Below are 16,094 nucleotides of genomic sequence, written 5' to 3'. Positions count from 1 at the left end.
TGACGTCCACGGTGGTCAGACCAATTCTTCGCCGAAGGTAGCACAGCCCGGCTGCCGGCGCAGGCAGGCGAGATGCTGATTCCGTCTTCCTATCAGGTCCAAGATATCGTCCACCCGCCTCACTTCCGCAACGTCTATCAAATGATCGGGAGCATAATCGATGCGGCGGTGCAGGACTTCGGCGGTCAAGCGCCGGCAGTCGGAATCACTGTGCAGGGAAAGCGCGCGGCCGTACCGCAGTTCGGCGGGGGCCGGAAAGAAATAGGGATTAAGTGGGCCGTCCAATGCCGTGGGCACGGCGAAACAGGAGGCACGCTCCGCCCGTGGCGTCGCGTCCAGCACGGCCTTCACCGGGTAGCGCATCAAAGCGACCAGAATCGAATTCGTCCCATAGGGAGTGATATGCCCAAGACCAAGCCGTGAGCGCAGGCGATGCACCCAATCATCGGCATCGGCGTCGTCCGCGACCTCGTCGGCAAAGGCCGCGAACATCGGCCGATTGTCCCGCTTGCCGTTCCAATGGAAAATCAACGTGCCGACGAATGCCCGGAAGCCGTTCGAACGCTGGTCCGGCTCCTTGTCGAATTCCGGCTTGAATCGCAGGAATTCAGCCCTTGTCAGATTATGGACACCCTTGTCCAATACCCAATCCAGCATTTCCAGACGGAGGAGCTTCTGGTCCGGCTGCGGCGTTCCGACAACGGCGTCACCGTTCACTATGGGTTCGAATGTTTCGGGAAGACCGGTCGGCATGATGCTGCCGACCGGTGAAAACCCGACATTTCTAGCGAGATACCCGGTGTGATGGGCAGCAATCGCTTCCTCGATCGTATCGTCCAGATCCTGCTTGAAGTTTTCGCGGTAACGGTTTTTTCGAACGTCTGACAGTCGCTTATCGTGATTATAGTTGTACGGTATGATCCGTGAATGAAGGGCCGCGGAGCTTTCCAACCTGCCCATTACCGCTTCGAGTTCCGACATCGCAGAAGCACCTATTATGCGAACTGGTCGGATGCTATTACCTCTTTTCGGATATGGCAAGCACTGCGGTCCGACCGGCCGGGGACGAGCGGCGCCATCATGCGCCAAACCGTTAGAATGCTTGAAATCATTCATTATATCAAAGGATTGCCCTCCGTTTCCGTGAGAGGAAGGCTCCAGCGGGGCACTGGCTGTCCCCCACATCAGGCAATGCAAGCTTCCGCTCTCATGGCCCGGATTCGTCCTCGGCGCCGGCCGGGGCGGCGTCGTACGGCCGAGCCCGGTCGGGCCGAGTCCGGCGGAGTGGAACGTTTGAAACCGGGTGAAACAGGGCTTGGGCCCTGTTTCATCGTTTCAGGGGCCGGCGTTCCGGCGGCGGGCTTGGTGGCGGTCATGCCCCGCGCCCGCCCCTGCGTTCGGCCGCCGAGCCGAGGTTGGGATAGCGGTCGTCAGGGTTGAGGGTCCAGGGATAGACGCCCTTCGGCCCCTCGGCCTCCGGCCGGGCGAGGATGGCGGCGACCGCCCGCGGGTCCGGCGGCGTCCGTTCGCGCAGCGCGCCCGGAACGCGGTCGTCGGCATCCATCGCCGCATCCATCGCCAGTTCAATGGCCGCATCCATCGTCGTCTCCCGGTCGATGTCCGCGGCGGGAACGGCAGGCGCGGCAGCGGCGGGCTTCGCGGCCTGCGGCCGGTCGTCGCCGGAGAACAGCCCGAGCCGGTCAGCCAGCCAGCGCAAGGTGGCGGGATCGCCGGCCGAGACCAGCCGCTCGATCTGTTCCGTCACCATGCCGCGCAGCGAGTGCAGGCGCAGTTCGGCCTCGCGGTTCAGCGACTGCCGTTCCCACCAGACGCGATGACGGAAGGGCTGCGAGCCGTAATAGGCCCGCCACAGCGTGGTGCGGCTGCACCCCATCGACCGGGCGACCTGCTGGAAGGACGCCCCGCGCGCCAGCATCCCGGCGGCCATGATCCACTGCTCGCCATGGAAGCGGGAGTTGGGAACCAGTGCACCGTCCGGCGGCACCGGCGGCTCGGCCGCCCAATGGGGGAAGGACTCGGCGGACATCAGGCAATCGGGCGGCATGCGGAACCCTCCATGATCAGGAATTAGCTATTAATTCCTATAGAAAGGCGGCTTCCCTGGCAATGGTAGGTTCAAAATCCGAAACTGTGTCGACGGCCCGAGGCGGCCTCGGCTCTGCCGGCAGGGTGGATCCGTTGACCGGGCCGGCCGGGTGGCAAGACCTCCGCCCGACCGGCCGCAGACCGGCGCCTCAATGGATGGTCGATCCCTCGCTGTCCATCATCGCCAGCAGCCGACGCTCGACACGGATCAGATATTCACGCGCGACGATATCGTGGCAGCCTTTGCTGTGGATACGAACGGTCTGCACGGCACGGACGGTGGATAGGTTGATCGGCGGCGGCCTCATACTCCCCTCCATCGAAAGGACTAAGAGAGAATAGGCTTAAACGCATAGCCTTGGCGAGTCGGAATAGAGGGTGTGACAAATTTTTGTGATGATCGATGGTTTCTTTTGTAATCTTTTGGAGCCGGATGAGCTCGGTCGGGCCGCCGGAAATTGGAAGCATGCCGTGCGGATATCGAAAAAGTGTGGAAGGACAAGCGCGCCTCCCTGCTGTTCTCAGGGAAAACAGCGGAAGGCGAAAGGTCGGCCAGAGGACGCAGCACGCACGTCAATGTGGAGGTGCGCGACAGCCCGGGTCAGATGACGTCGGAGGACCATGGCAGGATAGCGGCCGATAACGGGCTGGCCGCTGCCGGTGGGCTTCATCCGCAACGCCACGGAGGAACGCTTCGGCCACGATGCCGTGGCTGGCAGTACCGTACTCGGAGTCGATGGTCACTGGCCATGGCGAACCGATGCAGGGGACCGGGATGTGCACTGCCCTGTATCGGCTGACGAATTCGAGTGGGTCTAATTATTGATTTCGGGTCAGCGGATTCCGCTTACGTAATTCCCGGTACTTACCATAGGCTTGACCTTATGGACGGATTGGATCGTCTTCCCTCACGAACTCTACACCTATGGGCTGACTATTGAGCGTGATATTTTTATATATGATGCTGCCATGTCCTGTACCGCCTCTACATACTTTTATGGTAGCCCTTCCATTCCCCTTGAGGGTGATTACCCCGGCATCGCGGTTGCACACCCGATCAAATATAGAAAATTGAAAGACGTCTGATGACAATATATGCGTCCCCTCAAATGTTATCACCATCATTTCTTGAGATTAAGATGCATTTGAAGAGAACATACCAGACGACTGCAGACAAAATACGAACATGATTATACGGTTTCTTATTGATGCCGTCATTTTTCCGCTCCTTTTTGATGGGATTTGATGGCATTTTCACGGAAAATATATTATTCTGTCAGAACATGAATACAAATTGTCTTTGGGTGGCTTTTTCTCCAATTCTTCAAGCTGGTGGAAACCAACGTTGATCCATCGGATTGGCTTTGTATGTTAATATCGTCCAGCCAAGCACCCCAGTCCAATGAGCTCGCTGTCCGGTAATAGCTTTTTATTTTGGCTTCTTTTGGAATCGTAACACTTGCTGTGCCACACTTTATACAGCCATCCGGGTTGAACCCGTTGGCAACACAGTCTCCACAACTATATCTTTCTCCAGCAATATTTCCTCCAGCTTTTTCTATATTTGTACAATTTTTGTACTCTCCCGCGTGAACTGTGTTGGCTGGCCATCCCGATACAGATATCATTACAAGTGAAATGATAGCGATCTTAGTTTTCAAGCGCTTTGAGAATAACATCATAGCTGTCCTCCTGATTTTGACATGTGATTTCCGAAATCTATTAATTAAAATGGCACGATTAAGTGCTAAAATTTTGAAGTTTATCTATGTATTACTACTTTAAAAGTATAATTTATTGACTATCATTCAGAAAATTTTCGGAAATATTTATCGGAGACTGGAAAAGGTTCTTCTTGGCAGAGAAGACAATATGTCGTGGTTACCTTGATCCAGCAGACAAAATCCAGAGGGTTACGTCCTGCTCCTTGGTGCATGGTGACGTCCTTAATGCCCTTAACAGGATGCGGAAAAAGGTCTGTTCCCGGCAGTTCGGTCGTGATTCTCTTTGGTCGAAGAGAATGCGGCTGGTGAGGGGGCGATGCGGGGTTCGGACGAACGCAGCGAGGGTCTTTTCAGCTATGTGAGCTGCGAGGTTCGGGTTCCGGCCGATCATCCGCTGCGGCCGATCCGGGCCATTGTGGACGAAGCGCTGGAGGTGATGTCGCCGGCTTTTGAGGGGCTGTACTCGAAGATCGGGCGACCGTCGATCCCACCGGAGAAGCTGCTGCGGGCTTTGCTGCTCCAGGCCTTCTACTCGGTGCGCTCGGAACGCCAGTTGATGGAACAGCTCGACTACAACCTGCTGTTCCGCTGGTTCGTCGGCTTGTCGATGGACGCCCCGGTGTGGGACGCGACGGTCTTCACCAAGAACCGGGAGCGTCTGCTGGCCGGCGACGTGGCGGCCAAGTTCCTGGCCACCGTGCTTGGCCAGCCGAAGGTCAAGGCGCTGCTGTCGGACGAGCATTTCTCGGTGGACGGCACGCTGATCGAAGCCTGGGCGTCGGTGAAGAGCTTCCGGCCCAAGGACGGCAGCGGCGAGCCGCCGGGGCCGGGTCGCAACGGCGACCGCGACTTCCATGGTGAGAAGCGGTCCAACGAGACCCATGCGTCGACCAGCGATCCTGAGGCGCGGTTGTATCGCAAAGGCAACGGGCAGCCGGCGAAGCTGGCCTTCATGGGCCATGCATTGATGGAAAACCGTCACGCTCTGGTGGTGAATGTCCGGCTCACCGCGGCCACCGGTCTGGCTGAGCGCGAAGCGGCGGTTTCCATGGTCGAGGCCATCCCCGGCCGCCACCGCATCACGGTGGGTGCCGACAAGGCTTACGACACCAAGGATTTCGTGGCGAACATGCGCAGCCTGGGCGCCGCTGCGCATGTCGCGCAGAACACGAGCAACCGCCGCTCGGCGATCGACGGCCGGACCACCCGTCACCCCGGCTACGCCGTCAGCCTGAGAATCCGCAAACGGATCGAGGAGGTGTTCGGCTGGATCAAGGGAGCCGGCTTGCGCAAAACGCGTCATCGCGGCACCGCCCGCGTCGGTTGGATGTTCACACTGACCGCCACCGCCTACAACCTGATCCGCCTGCCCAAGCTGCTGGCGGCGGCATAATCACGCCCGGAATCCGCCTGAATGGCGGTTCCGGGAGCCACAGAGCGCGAAAAGGCGCTCCATTCTGACAAAAACGGGCGTCGGAAACCCCATTTCCAAGCCTCAGCCGAGGAAAAAAGCCGGAATATGTTCGTTTTTCCGTGTCCTGTTAAGACACTCCCATATGGGAGTCTGTAAGTGGAAAAAATTACTTGTTACGGTACCGCCAAACACAAGTCTCCGTTGGCGAGTTCATGATGAACTTATCCGAAATTTCTCAAATAATTGGGATAATTTATGAAGCGGTCGACGACGATCATGCATGGCCGCGCATATTAGACAAAATAAGACTCATGCTTCGCGCTGACAGCGCGCTCCTGTTTACGCCTATGAATAGCCAATATGATGATGGTATAGAAGTGATCATAAATTCTGATGAATGGTCGGTAAAGGCTTATCATGATCACTTCAACAAGCACGATATATGGTATTCTGGATCAAAGATAAGAAAACTTGATCGACCTGGGAATGTGGTTCTGGGAGAAGAACTGGTTGATGATGAAATTTTCCAAAAATCAGAATGGTTTAATGATTTCCTGATTCCATCCGGACAATGCAGGTTATTGGGAGCCAATTTGGATTTTGATCACCATGCAAGCATTCCTGCATTTTTAAATTTCTACAATAAGAACAAATTTGATAGCTTCTCGGAAGATGACAAAAAGATTGTCAAATTCTTAATCCAACATATGCAAAAGGCGTTTCTTATGCGTGCGCGGCGCAGGGAAACTTTGAAAGCCAAGGCTCTCCTGGAGGGAGCCTTCAATGCAGATGGCAAGTCCTATTTGATCTTGAACACCAACCTGCACATTGTGATGAAAAACAGCATAGCAATTGATGTCCTATGCAAAAAAGATGGATTGTATGCGTCTTCGGATGGCCGGTTGCGCTGCACGAGGAGACAAGACGGAGAGCGACTGTCCAAGATGATCACCCGCGTGAGCGCCGTCGCTCCTCTTGGTCATACTACGATTGGAGACCTTATTTTCCATCGCCCCTCGGACGGAAGGGCCGTTCTTCTGCAGGCATCCGCAATGGAAAACCTGCCGTGCCAGGAAAAGCACATACTGGTCAGCTTGACCCTTCTCGGTGCGGACCATTCCCGCGTCTCCATAGCGGCATTGCGTGAACTTGGACTGTCCGCGTCCGAGGCCCGGCTTGCCGCAATCATAGGATCGGGCATTGCGCCTATCGACGCCGCAGCGGAATTGAATATCTCGGAAGGCAATGTGCGCACATCTCTCAAAAAGATCTTCGCAAAACTTGAGATCAACCGACAAAGTGAACTTGCGGTGATCGTCACAAAGCTTGCGAATGGGCGTGTCCCGGTTCGATGAAATAAGAGCGCGTAACAGAACCGGCGTTTGGGTGTTGTGAGGGCATGGCAGCCCCTCTCGTATCCGACGACCTGTGGGCGTTCATCGAACCGCCGATCCCGCCTGAGCCGCCGAGGCCGAAGGGCGGGCGGCCTCGTCTGGATGATCGCGCCGCGCTGACCGGCATCCTGTTCGTGTGCGCACCGGAATCCCGTGAGAACTCCTGCCCATGGAAATGGGCTGCGGGTCTGGAATGACGTGCTGGCGGCGCCTGCACGAGTGGCAGGAGAAAGGGGTATGGGAGCGCCTCCACCGAGCCCTGCTCGACCGGCTCGGCTACGCCAACGCCATCAACTGGGAACGGGCCGCGGTGGACAGTGCGTCAGTCCCGGCAAAAAGGGGGCCAAGAGACCGGGCCGAACCCGACAGACCGCGGCAAGCCGGGTTCCAAGCGTCATATCCTCGTCGATGCCAACGGCATTCCACTCGCCCTGACCATCTCCGCCGCCAACCGGCACGACAGCAAGTTCCTGGAGACGCTGGTCGATGCCGTGCCGGCCATCCGCCAGTGCGCCGGCCGACCACGCCGTCGCCCCGCCAAACTGCACGCCGACAAGGGGTACGATTTCGCCCACTGTCGGCGCGCCCTGCGCAAACGCACCATCATTCCCAGGATCGCCCGTCGCGGCATCGAAAGCAGCCAACGCCTGGGCCGCCACCGGTGGGTGGTCGAGCGCACCCTGGCATGGTTCGCTCGATTCCGCAGGATCGCCGTCCGCTACGAACGGCGCGCCGACATCTTCACAGCCTTCCACCACATCGCTGCCAGCCTCATCTGCTGGAAATTCGTCCAGAGATGGTTCTGTTAGGCGCTCTAAATCAGGCATCGGCCCCGGCGGGAGACCGACGATGATCACCGGAACGGGATTGTTTATTGCTGTCGGCAAGCGCCACCCGGCCTCCATCAACAGAACCGCTTGATCCGCGCCACCAGTGCTCCGGCGCCGTCGCGCCCGGACATCGACAGCCAGGACGAGGACGCCGAGCAGGAAACCGGAGATGCCGACCGCCATGTGAAGTCGATGCCCCTCGACCCTCTTGGCCGTTTCGACGTTTCGGTCGCTTCCTTTTATCCTGCCTGTCTTGCACCGCCGCCCCTACGTAGACCAATGGGCCGCCCGGTGAGGGGCGGCCCGCGGTCAGGATGGATGGTGCAACCGGGTGGGATCGGTCAGGCCAGCAGGCCGATGTCGTGGACGGCGATGTGGTCGAAGCCGAGAGCGTAGACCGACGAGTCCGACGACAGGCTGTAATCCTGCGCTCCCGGATTGACGAAGCCCGGATCCAGCGTCACCGACCCCTTGTCGTAGCCCGCCGCCTGCCAGGCCGCCAGATTGCCTTCGGCACCGGTCGCCATCACCTGCGGCCAAGCGTCGAACAGCGTCTCGGACGTGTTCAGGCTGCTGTAGAAATTGTCGTGCAGGTTGCCGACACCGGCCGGGCCGTAGATGTGGACCGCCGTGCCGTCCCGGACATCGACGATGTTGCCCGAGATGTCGTTGCCGCTCATCTCCTTGCCCTGCCAGCCGCTCCAGGCGACGTCCTGCTGCAGGCCGATCTGGGCGCCGCTGTTGTCGGCGATCACGTTCTCGGTGACTGTGTTGTCCCAGCCGCCATGCAGGAAGACACCGCCGATGTTGCCATGGACGAGGTTGCCCTTCACCGTGGCGCCGCTGGTCCAGTCGTCCAGGTAGATGCCCCAGCTCGACACGTCGCCCGAGGGGGTGGTCGCGGTGGTGCCGGTCACCTCGTTGTTGACGACGGTGTGGTCGGTCAGATCCTGCTGGCGGTTGATCAGGTAGATGCCGCCGCCGTCGTTCGAGTCCAGGTTGGCGTCGATCACCTTGTTGTAGGCGATGGTCACCCGGTGCGTCGCGTCGCTGCCATCCGTCTGGACCGAGCCGACGGCGATGGCCTTCTCCGGAGAATCCTCGATCTGGTTGTGCGTGACCTTGACGTCGGAGCTGCCGTTGATCCAGATGCCGGCGTCGCCGCGGTCGGCCGCATTGGGATGCTTGATCAGGTTGTCGGAGACGATTGTGAAGTCGGAACCGGCCTTCACGAAGATGGCTTCGGCGCCGGTGCTGTCGAACTGGTTGCCGACGACCTGGGACTCGGCGCTGTTCTGCACCGTGATGCCGTAGCCACCGCCCTTCACCACATTGTTGGCGAAGGTCAGGCCAGCGGCGTTGTCGGCGAAGACATAATGGCCGCCGACGACGCCATCGGCGAAGGTCAGGCCCTCGATGGTCACGTTCCTGGCGCCGCCGAGACCGAACGACACCGACGCCTGCGACCCGCCGTGGATCACCGCCGTCTCGTTGCCATAGCTGGTGAAGGTCACGCCCGAATCCTGGCCGTCCAGCCACAGCCCGTTCTGGTGATAGTCGCCGCCGCGGATGTAGGTCGTGTCGATGTCGCTCGACCGCATGGCGGTCTGGGCCTTCTGCAGCGAGGCGAAGGGGCCGTCGGTGCCGTCGGCGTTGGGAGCGGCCAGCGTGCCGGACCAGCTGTCGTTGCCGTTCTCGGCGACGTAGAAGCCCGGGCCGGTCGGCTTGGGCACGCTGGGCGTGGAGCCGTCCACAGGCGTCTCGGCCGGCGTCTCGGCCGGCGCTTCGGGGGTCGTCGGCACGGTGGGGGCCGCAGCGATGTCCGTGGGGAAGAAGCTCTTGTCGGCGTCGACCACCAGCGTACCGTTCCACCACAGGCCGGCCCGCCCGGCGACGACGTCATGGCCGTCGAGCGCGCCCTTGTCGTAGGTGACGTTGTCGTCGGTCGGCAGCACCGACCTGCCGTTGATCGAGATCGCGTCGACGAACAGGTTGCGGTCGGTCCCGTTCACGATGCCGTCATTGTCGTACTGGACCTGAACCTTGTGGCCCTGGCCCTCCACGATGTCCGTCTTGAAGACGAAGTCCTTGGCCGTGTCATCCGTGGTGCCCTCGCCGATCTTCCTGCCGTCGACCAGCAAGTCGAAATGCGCGTTGGCGGCACCCTTGGCGGTCACGATGATGGTCGAGTTCCCGGCGGAGTTCCCTGCGGTCGTGGCCATTGATCCGTATCCTTTGCGGTTGCTGTGCGGCGCCACGATGTCCGGATGGCTGGGGCATTTGTGAGCCATCTTCCCGGGATTCCACGATTAGGTGGTAAATTCCGTTATATTCCTGCGACCAATTCCGAAGTTATTCCAGAAAAAATGAAGACAAATCGAAAGAACCTGTGCAAAGGACTGTAGCCATGACCCTTAGCACACTGTCTGAATTGATTATAACCAGGATCGGAATTTGCCGATCTCCGGGAGCTTCTTTCGCCAATTCTGTTGCGGAAAAGAAAACCCCCGCCGGATCGCTCCGGCGGGGGTTTCGTCACTGGGCGCTGCGTCCGGCCGTTACGCCGGGACGGCAACCTTGTCCGCGACATCCTGGAAGGCCGGGATTTGGTCGAAGTTCATGTAGCGGTAGACGTCGGCAGCCGCCTTGTTCACCACGCCGACCTGCGCCAGATATTCCTCGGTCGTCGGGATCTTGCCCAGCAGCGCCGCGACGGCGGCCAGCTCGGCCGACGACAGGTAGACGCGGGTGTCGATGCCCAGGCGGTTCGGGAAGTTGCGGGTCGAGGTCGAGATGGCGGTCGAGCCCTTGCGGATCTGCGCCTGGTTGCCCATGCACAAGGAGCAGCCCGGCATCTCCATGCGGGCGCCGGCCTTGCCGAGGGTGGCGTAGTAGCCCTCCTCGGTCAGCATCATCGCGTCCATCTTGGTCGGCGGGGCGATCCACAGGCGGGTCGGGATGTCCGACTTGCCGTTGAGGATCTTACCGGCGGCGCGGAAATGGCCGATGTTGGTCATGCAGGAGCCGATGAACACCTCGTCGATCGTGTCGCCGGCAACCTCGGACAGCGTCTTCACGTCGTCCGGATCGTTCGGGCAGGCCAGGATCGGCTCCTTGATGTCGGCCAGATCGATCTCGATCACCGCCGCATACTCGGCGTCGGCATCCGGGCGCAGCAGCTGCGGATCGGCGATCCAGGCCTCCATCGCCTTGATGCGGCGCTCCAGGGTGCGCGCGTCGGCGTACCCGTTGGCGATCATCCACTTCATCAGCGTGACGTTGGAGGTCATGTACTCGATGATCGGCTCCTTGTTCAGGAGCACGGTGCAGCCGGCCGCCGACCGCTCGGCCGAGGCATCGGTCAGCTCGAACGCCTGCTCGACCTTCAGGTCGGGCAGCCCCTCGATCTCCAGGACGCGGCCGGAGAAGATGTTCTTCTTGCCCTTCTTCTCGACCGTCAGCAGGCCGGCCTTGATCGCGTAGAGCGGGATGGCGTTGACGAGGTCACGCAGGGTGACGCCCGGCTGCATCTCGCCCTTGAAGCGGACCAGCACCGATTCCGGCATGTCCAGCGGCATGACGCCGGTGGCGGCGGCGAAGGCGACCAGACCGGAGCCGGCCGGGAAGCTGATGCCGATCGGGAAGCGGGTGTGGCTGTCGCCGCCGGTGCCCACCGTGTCCGGCAGCAGCAGGCGGTTCAGCCAGGAATGGATGACGCCATCGCCCGGACGAAGCGCGACGCCGCCGCGGGTGGAGATGAAGTCCGGCAGCTCGTGATGGGTCTTGACGTCCACCAGCTTCGGATATGCCGCCGTGTGGCAGAAGGACTGCATCACCAGATCGGCCGAGAAACCGAGGCAGGCCAGATCCTTCAGCTCGTCGCGGGTCATCGGGCCGGTGGTGTCCTGGCTGCCGACCGTGGTCATCTTCGGCTCGCAATAGGTGCCCGGACGGACGCCCTTGCCTTCCGGCAGGCCGCAGGCGCGGCCGACCATCTTCTGGGCGAGGCTGTAGCCCTTGCCGCTGTCGGCCGGGGCCGCCGGCTGGCGGAACAGCTCCGACGCCGGCAAGCCGAGCGCCTCGCGGGCCCGCGTGGTCAGGCCGCGGCCGATGATCAGCGGAATGCGGCCGCCGGCACGCACCTCGTCAAAGATCACCTCGGACCGCACGGTGAATTCGGCGATGACCTCGCCGTTCTTCAGCGCCTTGCCCTCATAGGGGCGCAGCTCGATGACGTCGCCCATCTCCATCTTGTTGACGTCCAACTCGATGGGCAGCGCGCCGGCATCCTCCATGGTGTTGAAGAAGATCGGGGCGATCTTGGTGCCGAGGCAGACGCCGCCGAAGCGCTTGTTCGGGACGAAGGGAATGTCTTCGCCGGTGAACCACAGCACCGAGTTGGTGGCCGACTTGCGCGAGGAGCCGGTGCCGACCACGTCGCCGACATAGGCGATCAGGTTGCCCTTCTTCTGCAGCTCTGCCAGCTGCTTCGTCGGGCCGCGCTGGCCCGCCTCGTCGGCCTCGATGCCGGGGCGCGGGTTCTTCAGCATGGCGAGCGCGTGCAGCGGGATGTCCGGGCGGCTCCAGGCATCCGGGGCCGGCGACAGATCGTCGGTGTTGGTCTCCCCCGACACCTTGAAGACCGTCAGCGTCATCGAGGCCGGGACTTCCGGACGCGAGGTGAACCACTCGGCATCGGCCCAGGACTGCAGGACGCCCTTGGCGTTGGCGTTGCCCTTGTCGGCCAGTTCCTTGACGTCGTGGAAGAAGTCGAAGACCAGCAGCGTCTTCTTCAGCCCTTCCGCGGCGGCGGTGCCGCACTCGGCGTCGCCCAGCAGGTCGATCAGCGGCTGCACGTTGAAGCCGCCCAGCATGGTGCCCAGCAACTCGGTCGCCTTGACCTTGGAGATCAGCGGCGAGCTGTCGCTGCCCTTGGCGACGGCAGCCAGGAAGCCGGCCTTGACGCGGGCGGCATCGTCGACGCCGGCCGGAACGCGGTGGGTGATCAGGTCGAGGAGGAACGCCTCCTCCCCCGCCGGCGGCGCCTTCAGCAGGTCGATCAGCTCGGACGTCTGCTTGGCGGTCAGCGGCAGGGCCGGGATTCCGAGGGCGGCGCGTTCGGCCGCGTGCTGGCGGTAGGCTTCGAGCACGGCAGGGTTCCTCATAAATGAAAGGCCGGCCCGTGGATGGGAACCGTGAGACGGCCCGCTTGAACTCAGGTCGGGTTTATATGCCCGCTCAAATGAAAGTGCAAGGGGGCGCCCCGCTTACGCGCAACGGACAGGTCGAGGCGGCCCCTGTTTTTGCACTGGTATTACCGGACCTTGGTATGACCACTTCGGGCCCGGTGCTTTATTTCAGCCCGGCCGCCTGCTCCGCCGTCAGGAGGACGATGCCGTCCTCGTCGGCGAACAGGATGTCGCCGGGCCGGACGGCGGCGCCCGGCAGCTCCACCGGCACGTCCACCAGCCCCTGGTCGCGGCGGGTCGAGGCGCGCGGGATCGCCGCCAGCGCCTTGATGCCGAGCGGCAGGGCCGCCAGCTCCGCCACGTCACGGACGCAGCCCCAGATCACCACGCCGGCCCAGCCGTGCTTCACCGCCGACGCCGCGATCATGTCGCCCATCAGGGCGCAGCGCAGGCTGCCGGCGCCGTCGACCACCAGGACGCGGCCGGCGCCGGGGGTGGCCAGCAGCTCCTTGACGCGGGAATTGTCCTCGACGCACTTGACGGTCACCACCGCGCCGGAGAAGCGGGTGACGGCGCCGAAGTCGTGGAAGCCCGGCAGGACATAGCGGGCGTCGTCCTTGAAGCGGTCGAACAGGTCGCAGGTCGGGACGAGGGCCGGGGCGGCGGCTGGAGAAAAACTCTGGTTTTCGGTCATGGAATGGGGCTCCGCAGCGAGAACGGTGCAGGGACTTGTCCCGTCACCTCTTGCGCCAAAGCCGGGCGGGAGGCAAGCGCGGCAAGCCATGGGCGCCCCCCGCCGGCGATCTTGCCGCAGCAACCCTGCCGAACGGGCAATCGACGGCGGGCCGCCGCCAGCCTACATGTCTGGGACAGACGGAGGAAACACCACGATGTCCTTCAGGAAAACGCGGAAAACGACGGTTCCGGCCCTGATGATGGCCGGCGGACTGGCTCTGCTGACCGCCGGCTGCGGCGGCATCGCGCCGCCGCCGATGGCGCCGCCGGACCCGGCGACGCTGGCGACGCTGGATCGCTTCGTGTCGAATGACTGCAACCCGGTGGCCGCCTCGGCGCTGACCGGGATCGGCATCCCGGCCAGCGACATCCGGGGAGCGAATTACGGCATCTATCGCGATGAATTCCGCGACATCATCGTCCGCTGGGATGCCTGGGTCTACTTGCACAGCCAGCCGGGCGCGGTGGTGGTGACGATGGACGAGGATTGCCGGCCGATCCAGATCTATGCCCGCGAAGGGGCGACACTGCCGGGCAGGCGGTAACCGCCGCGGCTCAGACTGCAGCGCCCGCAGCCGGGGCGGCGGCCGGGGCGATGGCCGGAGCGGCCGACAGGGCGGCCGGCAGCGTGACCGTCACCGCAAGCCCGCCCTGCGGCGAGGCGGCGGCCCGCACCGTGCCGCCATGCGATTCGATGGCGCGGCGGGCGATGGCGAGGCCCAGGCCGAAGCCGCCCGCGGTTCCGGCCCCACTCCCGGACCCGTCCAGACGCAGGAAGGGCTCGAAGATCCTGTCGAGCATCTCCGCCGGCACTCCGGGGCCATGGTCGACCACCTCCACGCCGAGGCCGCCATCCGCGAGCGGCTTGACGGCGACCTCGACCACGGTGCCGGCGGCGGTGAACTTCACCGCGTTGCGGATGATGTTCTCGAAGGCGCGGCACAGCACCTCCGCCGCGACGGTGCAGACGAACTGGCCGTCGGCGGCGAAGCGCACGCCGCGGCCGCAGGCCTCGGCCTCGAAGGTCGCATCCTCGGCGATGGCGGCCAGCAGCTCGACCAGATCGACGCGCTCGCGGGCGATCACGCCAGAGCCGACCTCCAGCCGGGCGAGCGTCAGCAGCTCGCCGACCATGGCGTCCAGCCGCTCGGCCTCGCGGTCGATGCGCTCGATCATGGCGGCGGTCTTGGCCGGATTCTGGCGCAGCAGGCCGATGGCCGCCTGCATGCGGGTCAGGGGCGAGCGCAGCTCGTGCGAGATGTCGTGCAGCAGGCGCTGGCGCCCCTCCACCAACTGCTGGAGCCGGTCGGCCATACGGTCGAAATCGGCGCCGAGCGCGGCGATCTCGTCGCGGCTTCCGCCCATGCGATGGTGGACGCGGGTGGCGAAGTCGCCGCGCGCGACGGCATGCAGCGCCCAGCTGAGCGTCCGCAGCGGGCGCGACAGCGACCAGGCGAGCAGGCCGCTGAACAGCAGCGCCACCACGCCGCCGGACACCAGCGGCACCAGGACGGAGGGCCGGGGACCGGGAGCGCCGGCGGGCTCCACCGCGGCGGCCAGGATGTAGCGGCGGCCGTCGGCGCCCAGCACCGTGCGGCGGTGGCCGCCGGCACCCGCCACCGCGGCGGGAGAGCCGACCAGACGCCGGCCGTCGTCGGCGACCAGGGCGACCGGGGGAGCGGCCGGATCGGCGTTCCAGCCGGCGATGGCCGACACCGCGGCGTCGGTGCCGGTGCGGGCCAGCAGCCCTTCCGCCGTCGACAGCAGCACGCCGGTCCGCACCGCGTCCAGACTGTCCGTCGCGTCGCGGTAGCCGGCCAGATGCAGGTAGGAGACGCCGCCGGCGAAGGACAGCATCATCGCTAGCCACAGCGACAGGAACAGCTTCCAGAACAGGCCGCCCAGATCGAGGCGGAGCGGGCGCAGGGAGGGGCGGGGCATCATCAGTCGGCAACCAGCTGATAGCCCATGCCGCGCACCGTCTGGATCCAAGACCGGCCGTCGTCGCGCGTGCCCAGCTTCTGCCGGATGCTGCTGATGTGGACGTCGATGCGGCGGTCGAAGGGGCTGAGCGGGCGGCCCATCGCGCGTTGCGACAGGTCCTGCTTGCTGATGAGCTGGCCGGCCCGGCGGGCCAGCGCCTCCAGCAGGTTGAACTCGGTGCCGGTCAGGTCGAGCGGCCGGCCGGCCAGCGTGGCGGTGCGGCTGCCGGGCCACAGCAGCAGCGGGCCGGCCTGGACGGAGGCGGTCGCGGCGGCTGCCGGCTGCGGCTCGGTGCGGCGCAGGATGGCGCGCAGGCGCGCCACCAGCTCGCCAGGGGTGCAGGGCTTCGGCACATAATCGTCGGCGCCGAGGTCGAGGCCGGTGATGCGGTCGATGTTGTCGCCGCGCGCGGTCAGCATCAGCACGGGAATCGGGCTGGACTGGCGGATGCGGCGCAGCGCCTCGATGCCGCTGAGGCGCGGCATCATCACGTCCAGCACCACGATGGAATAGCCGCCGCCGAGCGCCGCGGCGACGCCGTCCTCGCCGTTGTGGACGGCGTCGGCCGCGAAGTTCTCCTGTGCCAGATATTCGACGAGCATCGCCGTCAGTTCGACGTCGTCGTCGACGAGCAAGACCTTGATCATGCCGCACAGTCGATCCGGCGGACGGGATCTGTCAACGGCGAAGCCCCCTGATCGCGGCGGCTTCCGGCGACT

The 16,094-nt window shown here is 63.2% G+C and carries 12 protein-coding genes and 1 pseudogene; 4 read left to right on the top strand and 9 right to left on the bottom strand.

Annotated elements, in window-relative coordinates:
- Positions 1 to 15: 15 nt before the first annotated feature.
- From AL072_RS16750 to AL072_RS34370, 4 genes are all read right to left on the bottom strand, one after another.
- A complete protein-coding gene (locus AL072_RS16750; RefSeq protein WP_144428267.1) occupies positions 16 to 981 on the bottom strand; it encodes a hypothetical protein in 966 nt (321 codons plus the stop codon).
- A 391-nt stretch (positions 982 to 1,372) separates the two neighbouring features.
- On the bottom strand, positions 1,373 to 2,065 hold the full coding sequence (locus AL072_RS16745; RefSeq protein WP_045583109.1) for a helix-turn-helix domain-containing protein: 693 nt from the start codon (positions 2,063 to 2,065) through the stop codon (positions 1,373 to 1,375).
- A gap of 190 nt (positions 2,066 to 2,255) precedes the next feature.
- Positions 2,256 to 2,414, bottom strand: a complete 159-nt coding sequence (locus tag AL072_RS34945; protein ID WP_158511076.1) for a hypothetical protein — start codon at positions 2,412 to 2,414, stop codon at positions 2,256 to 2,258.
- 960 nt (positions 2,415 to 3,374) lie between these two features.
- The gene (locus AL072_RS34370) at positions 3,375 to 3,788 is read right to left on the bottom strand and encodes a hypothetical protein (protein ID WP_144428266.1); all 414 of its coding nucleotides are present in this window, start codon (positions 3,786 to 3,788) and stop codon (positions 3,375 to 3,377) included.
- A 358-nt stretch (positions 3,789 to 4,146) separates the two neighbouring features.
- Between AL072_RS34370 and AL072_RS16740 the strand changes: the two genes are divergently transcribed.
- The 3 genes and pseudogenes from AL072_RS16740 to AL072_RS16735 all read left to right on the top strand — a co-directional run bounded on the left by AL072_RS16740 (position 4,147) and on the right by AL072_RS16735 (position 7,447).
- Entirely contained in the window at positions 4,147 to 5,223 is a 1,077-nt protein-coding gene (locus AL072_RS16740; protein ID WP_045583110.1) for an IS5 family transposase, read from the top strand.
- Between the two features lie 332 nt (positions 5,224 to 5,555).
- Positions 5,556 to 6,599 (top strand): helix-turn-helix transcriptional regulator, encoded by a 1,044-nt coding sequence (locus AL072_RS34365; protein WP_144428265.1) that lies wholly within the window; start codon positions 5,556 to 5,558, stop codon positions 6,597 to 6,599.
- Positions 6,600 to 6,643: 44 nt separating this feature from the next.
- Positions 6,644 to 7,447 (top strand): annotated as a pseudogene (locus AL072_RS16735) (IS5 family transposase).
- Positions 7,448 to 7,809: 362 nt separating this feature from the next.
- Here the strand turns inward: AL072_RS16735 and AL072_RS16730 are convergent.
- The 3 genes from AL072_RS16730 to rraA form a co-directional block, all read right to left on the bottom strand.
- On the bottom strand, positions 7,810 to 9,690 hold the full coding sequence (locus AL072_RS16730; protein ID WP_045583111.1) for a right-handed parallel beta-helix repeat-containing protein: 1,881 nt from the start codon (positions 9,688 to 9,690) through the stop codon (positions 7,810 to 7,812).
- Between the two features lie 336 nt (positions 9,691 to 10,026).
- Positions 10,027 to 12,618 (bottom strand): bifunctional aconitate hydratase 2/2-methylisocitrate dehydratase, encoded by a 2,592-nt coding sequence (gene acnB / locus AL072_RS16725; protein WP_045583112.1) that lies wholly within the window; start codon positions 12,616 to 12,618, stop codon positions 10,027 to 10,029.
- 202 nt (positions 12,619 to 12,820) lie between these two features.
- Entirely contained in the window at positions 12,821 to 13,351 is a 531-nt protein-coding gene (gene rraA / locus AL072_RS16720; RefSeq protein WP_045583113.1) for a ribonuclease E activity regulator RraA, read from the bottom strand.
- Between the two features lie 196 nt (positions 13,352 to 13,547).
- On the opposite strand from rraA, the gene AL072_RS16715 reads away from it, so the two are divergent.
- Entirely contained in the window at positions 13,548 to 13,937 is a 390-nt protein-coding gene (locus AL072_RS16715; RefSeq protein WP_082109044.1) for a hypothetical protein, read from the top strand.
- Between the two features lie 10 nt (positions 13,938 to 13,947).
- Here AL072_RS16715 and AL072_RS16710 read toward each other — a convergent pair whose 3' ends face one another.
- Positions 13,948 to 15,336, bottom strand: coding sequence for an ATP-binding protein (locus tag AL072_RS16710; RefSeq protein ID WP_052710113.1), 1,389 nt, complete (start codon positions 15,334 to 15,336; stop codon positions 13,948 to 13,950).
- On the bottom strand, positions 15,336 to 16,022 hold the full coding sequence (locus AL072_RS16705) for a response regulator transcription factor (protein WP_045583115.1): 687 nt from the start codon (positions 16,020 to 16,022) through the stop codon (positions 15,336 to 15,338). The genes AL072_RS16710 and AL072_RS16705 overlap by 1 nt, the downstream gene beginning before the upstream one ends.
- Positions 16,023 to 16,094 lie beyond the last annotated feature (72 nt).

It is taken from the genome of Azospirillum thiophilum (assembly GCF_001305595.1).
In the GTDB taxonomy this organism is placed as follows: Bacteria; Pseudomonadota; Alphaproteobacteria; order Azospirillales; family Azospirillaceae; genus Azospirillum; species Azospirillum thiophilum.
The sequence above is the reverse complement of the archived record's forward strand: the minus strand, read 5'-3'. Positions and strand labels throughout refer to the sequence as shown.

What these genes read in the sequence shown, in the direction of transcription:
- AL072_RS16750 (WP_144428267.1), bottom strand. Translation starts at nt 981, where the DNA reads ATGTCGGAACTCGAAGCGGTAATGGGCAGGTTGGAAAGCTCCGCGGCC.
- AL072_RS34945 (WP_158511076.1), bottom strand. Translation starts at nt 2,414, where the DNA reads ATGAGGCCGCCGCCGATCAACCTATCCACCGTCCGTGCCGTGCAGACC.
- AL072_RS34365 (WP_144428265.1), top strand. Translation starts at nt 5,556, where the DNA reads ATGCTTCGCGCTGACAGCGCGCTCCTGTTTACGCCTATGAATAGCCAA.
- AL072_RS16745 (WP_045583109.1), bottom strand. Translation starts at nt 2,065, where the DNA reads ATGCCGCCCGATTGCCTGATGTCCGCCGAGTCCTTCCCCCATTGGGCG.
- AL072_RS16730 (WP_045583111.1), bottom strand. Translation starts at nt 9,690, where the DNA reads ATGGCCACGACCGCAGGGAACTCCGCCGGGAACTCGACCATCATCGTG.
- AL072_RS16740 (WP_045583110.1), top strand. Translation starts at nt 4,147, where the DNA reads ATGCGGGGTTCGGACGAACGCAGCGAGGGTCTTTTCAGCTATGTGAGC.
- rraA (WP_045583113.1), bottom strand. Translation starts at nt 13,351, where the DNA reads ATGACCGAAAACCAGAGTTTTTCTCCAGCCGCCGCCCCGGCCCTCGTC.
- AL072_RS16705 (WP_045583115.1), bottom strand. Translation starts at nt 16,022, where the DNA reads ATGATCAAGGTCTTGCTCGTCGACGACGACGTCGAACTGACGGCGATG.
- AL072_RS16715 (WP_082109044.1), top strand. Translation starts at nt 13,548, where the DNA reads ATGTCCTTCAGGAAAACGCGGAAAACGACGGTTCCGGCCCTGATGATG.
- AL072_RS16710 (WP_052710113.1), bottom strand. Translation starts at nt 15,336, where the DNA reads ATGATGCCCCGCCCCTCCCTGCGCCCGCTCCGCCTCGATCTGGGCGGC.
- AL072_RS34370 (WP_144428266.1), bottom strand. Translation starts at nt 3,788, where the DNA reads ATGATGTTATTCTCAAAGCGCTTGAAAACTAAGATCGCTATCATTTCA.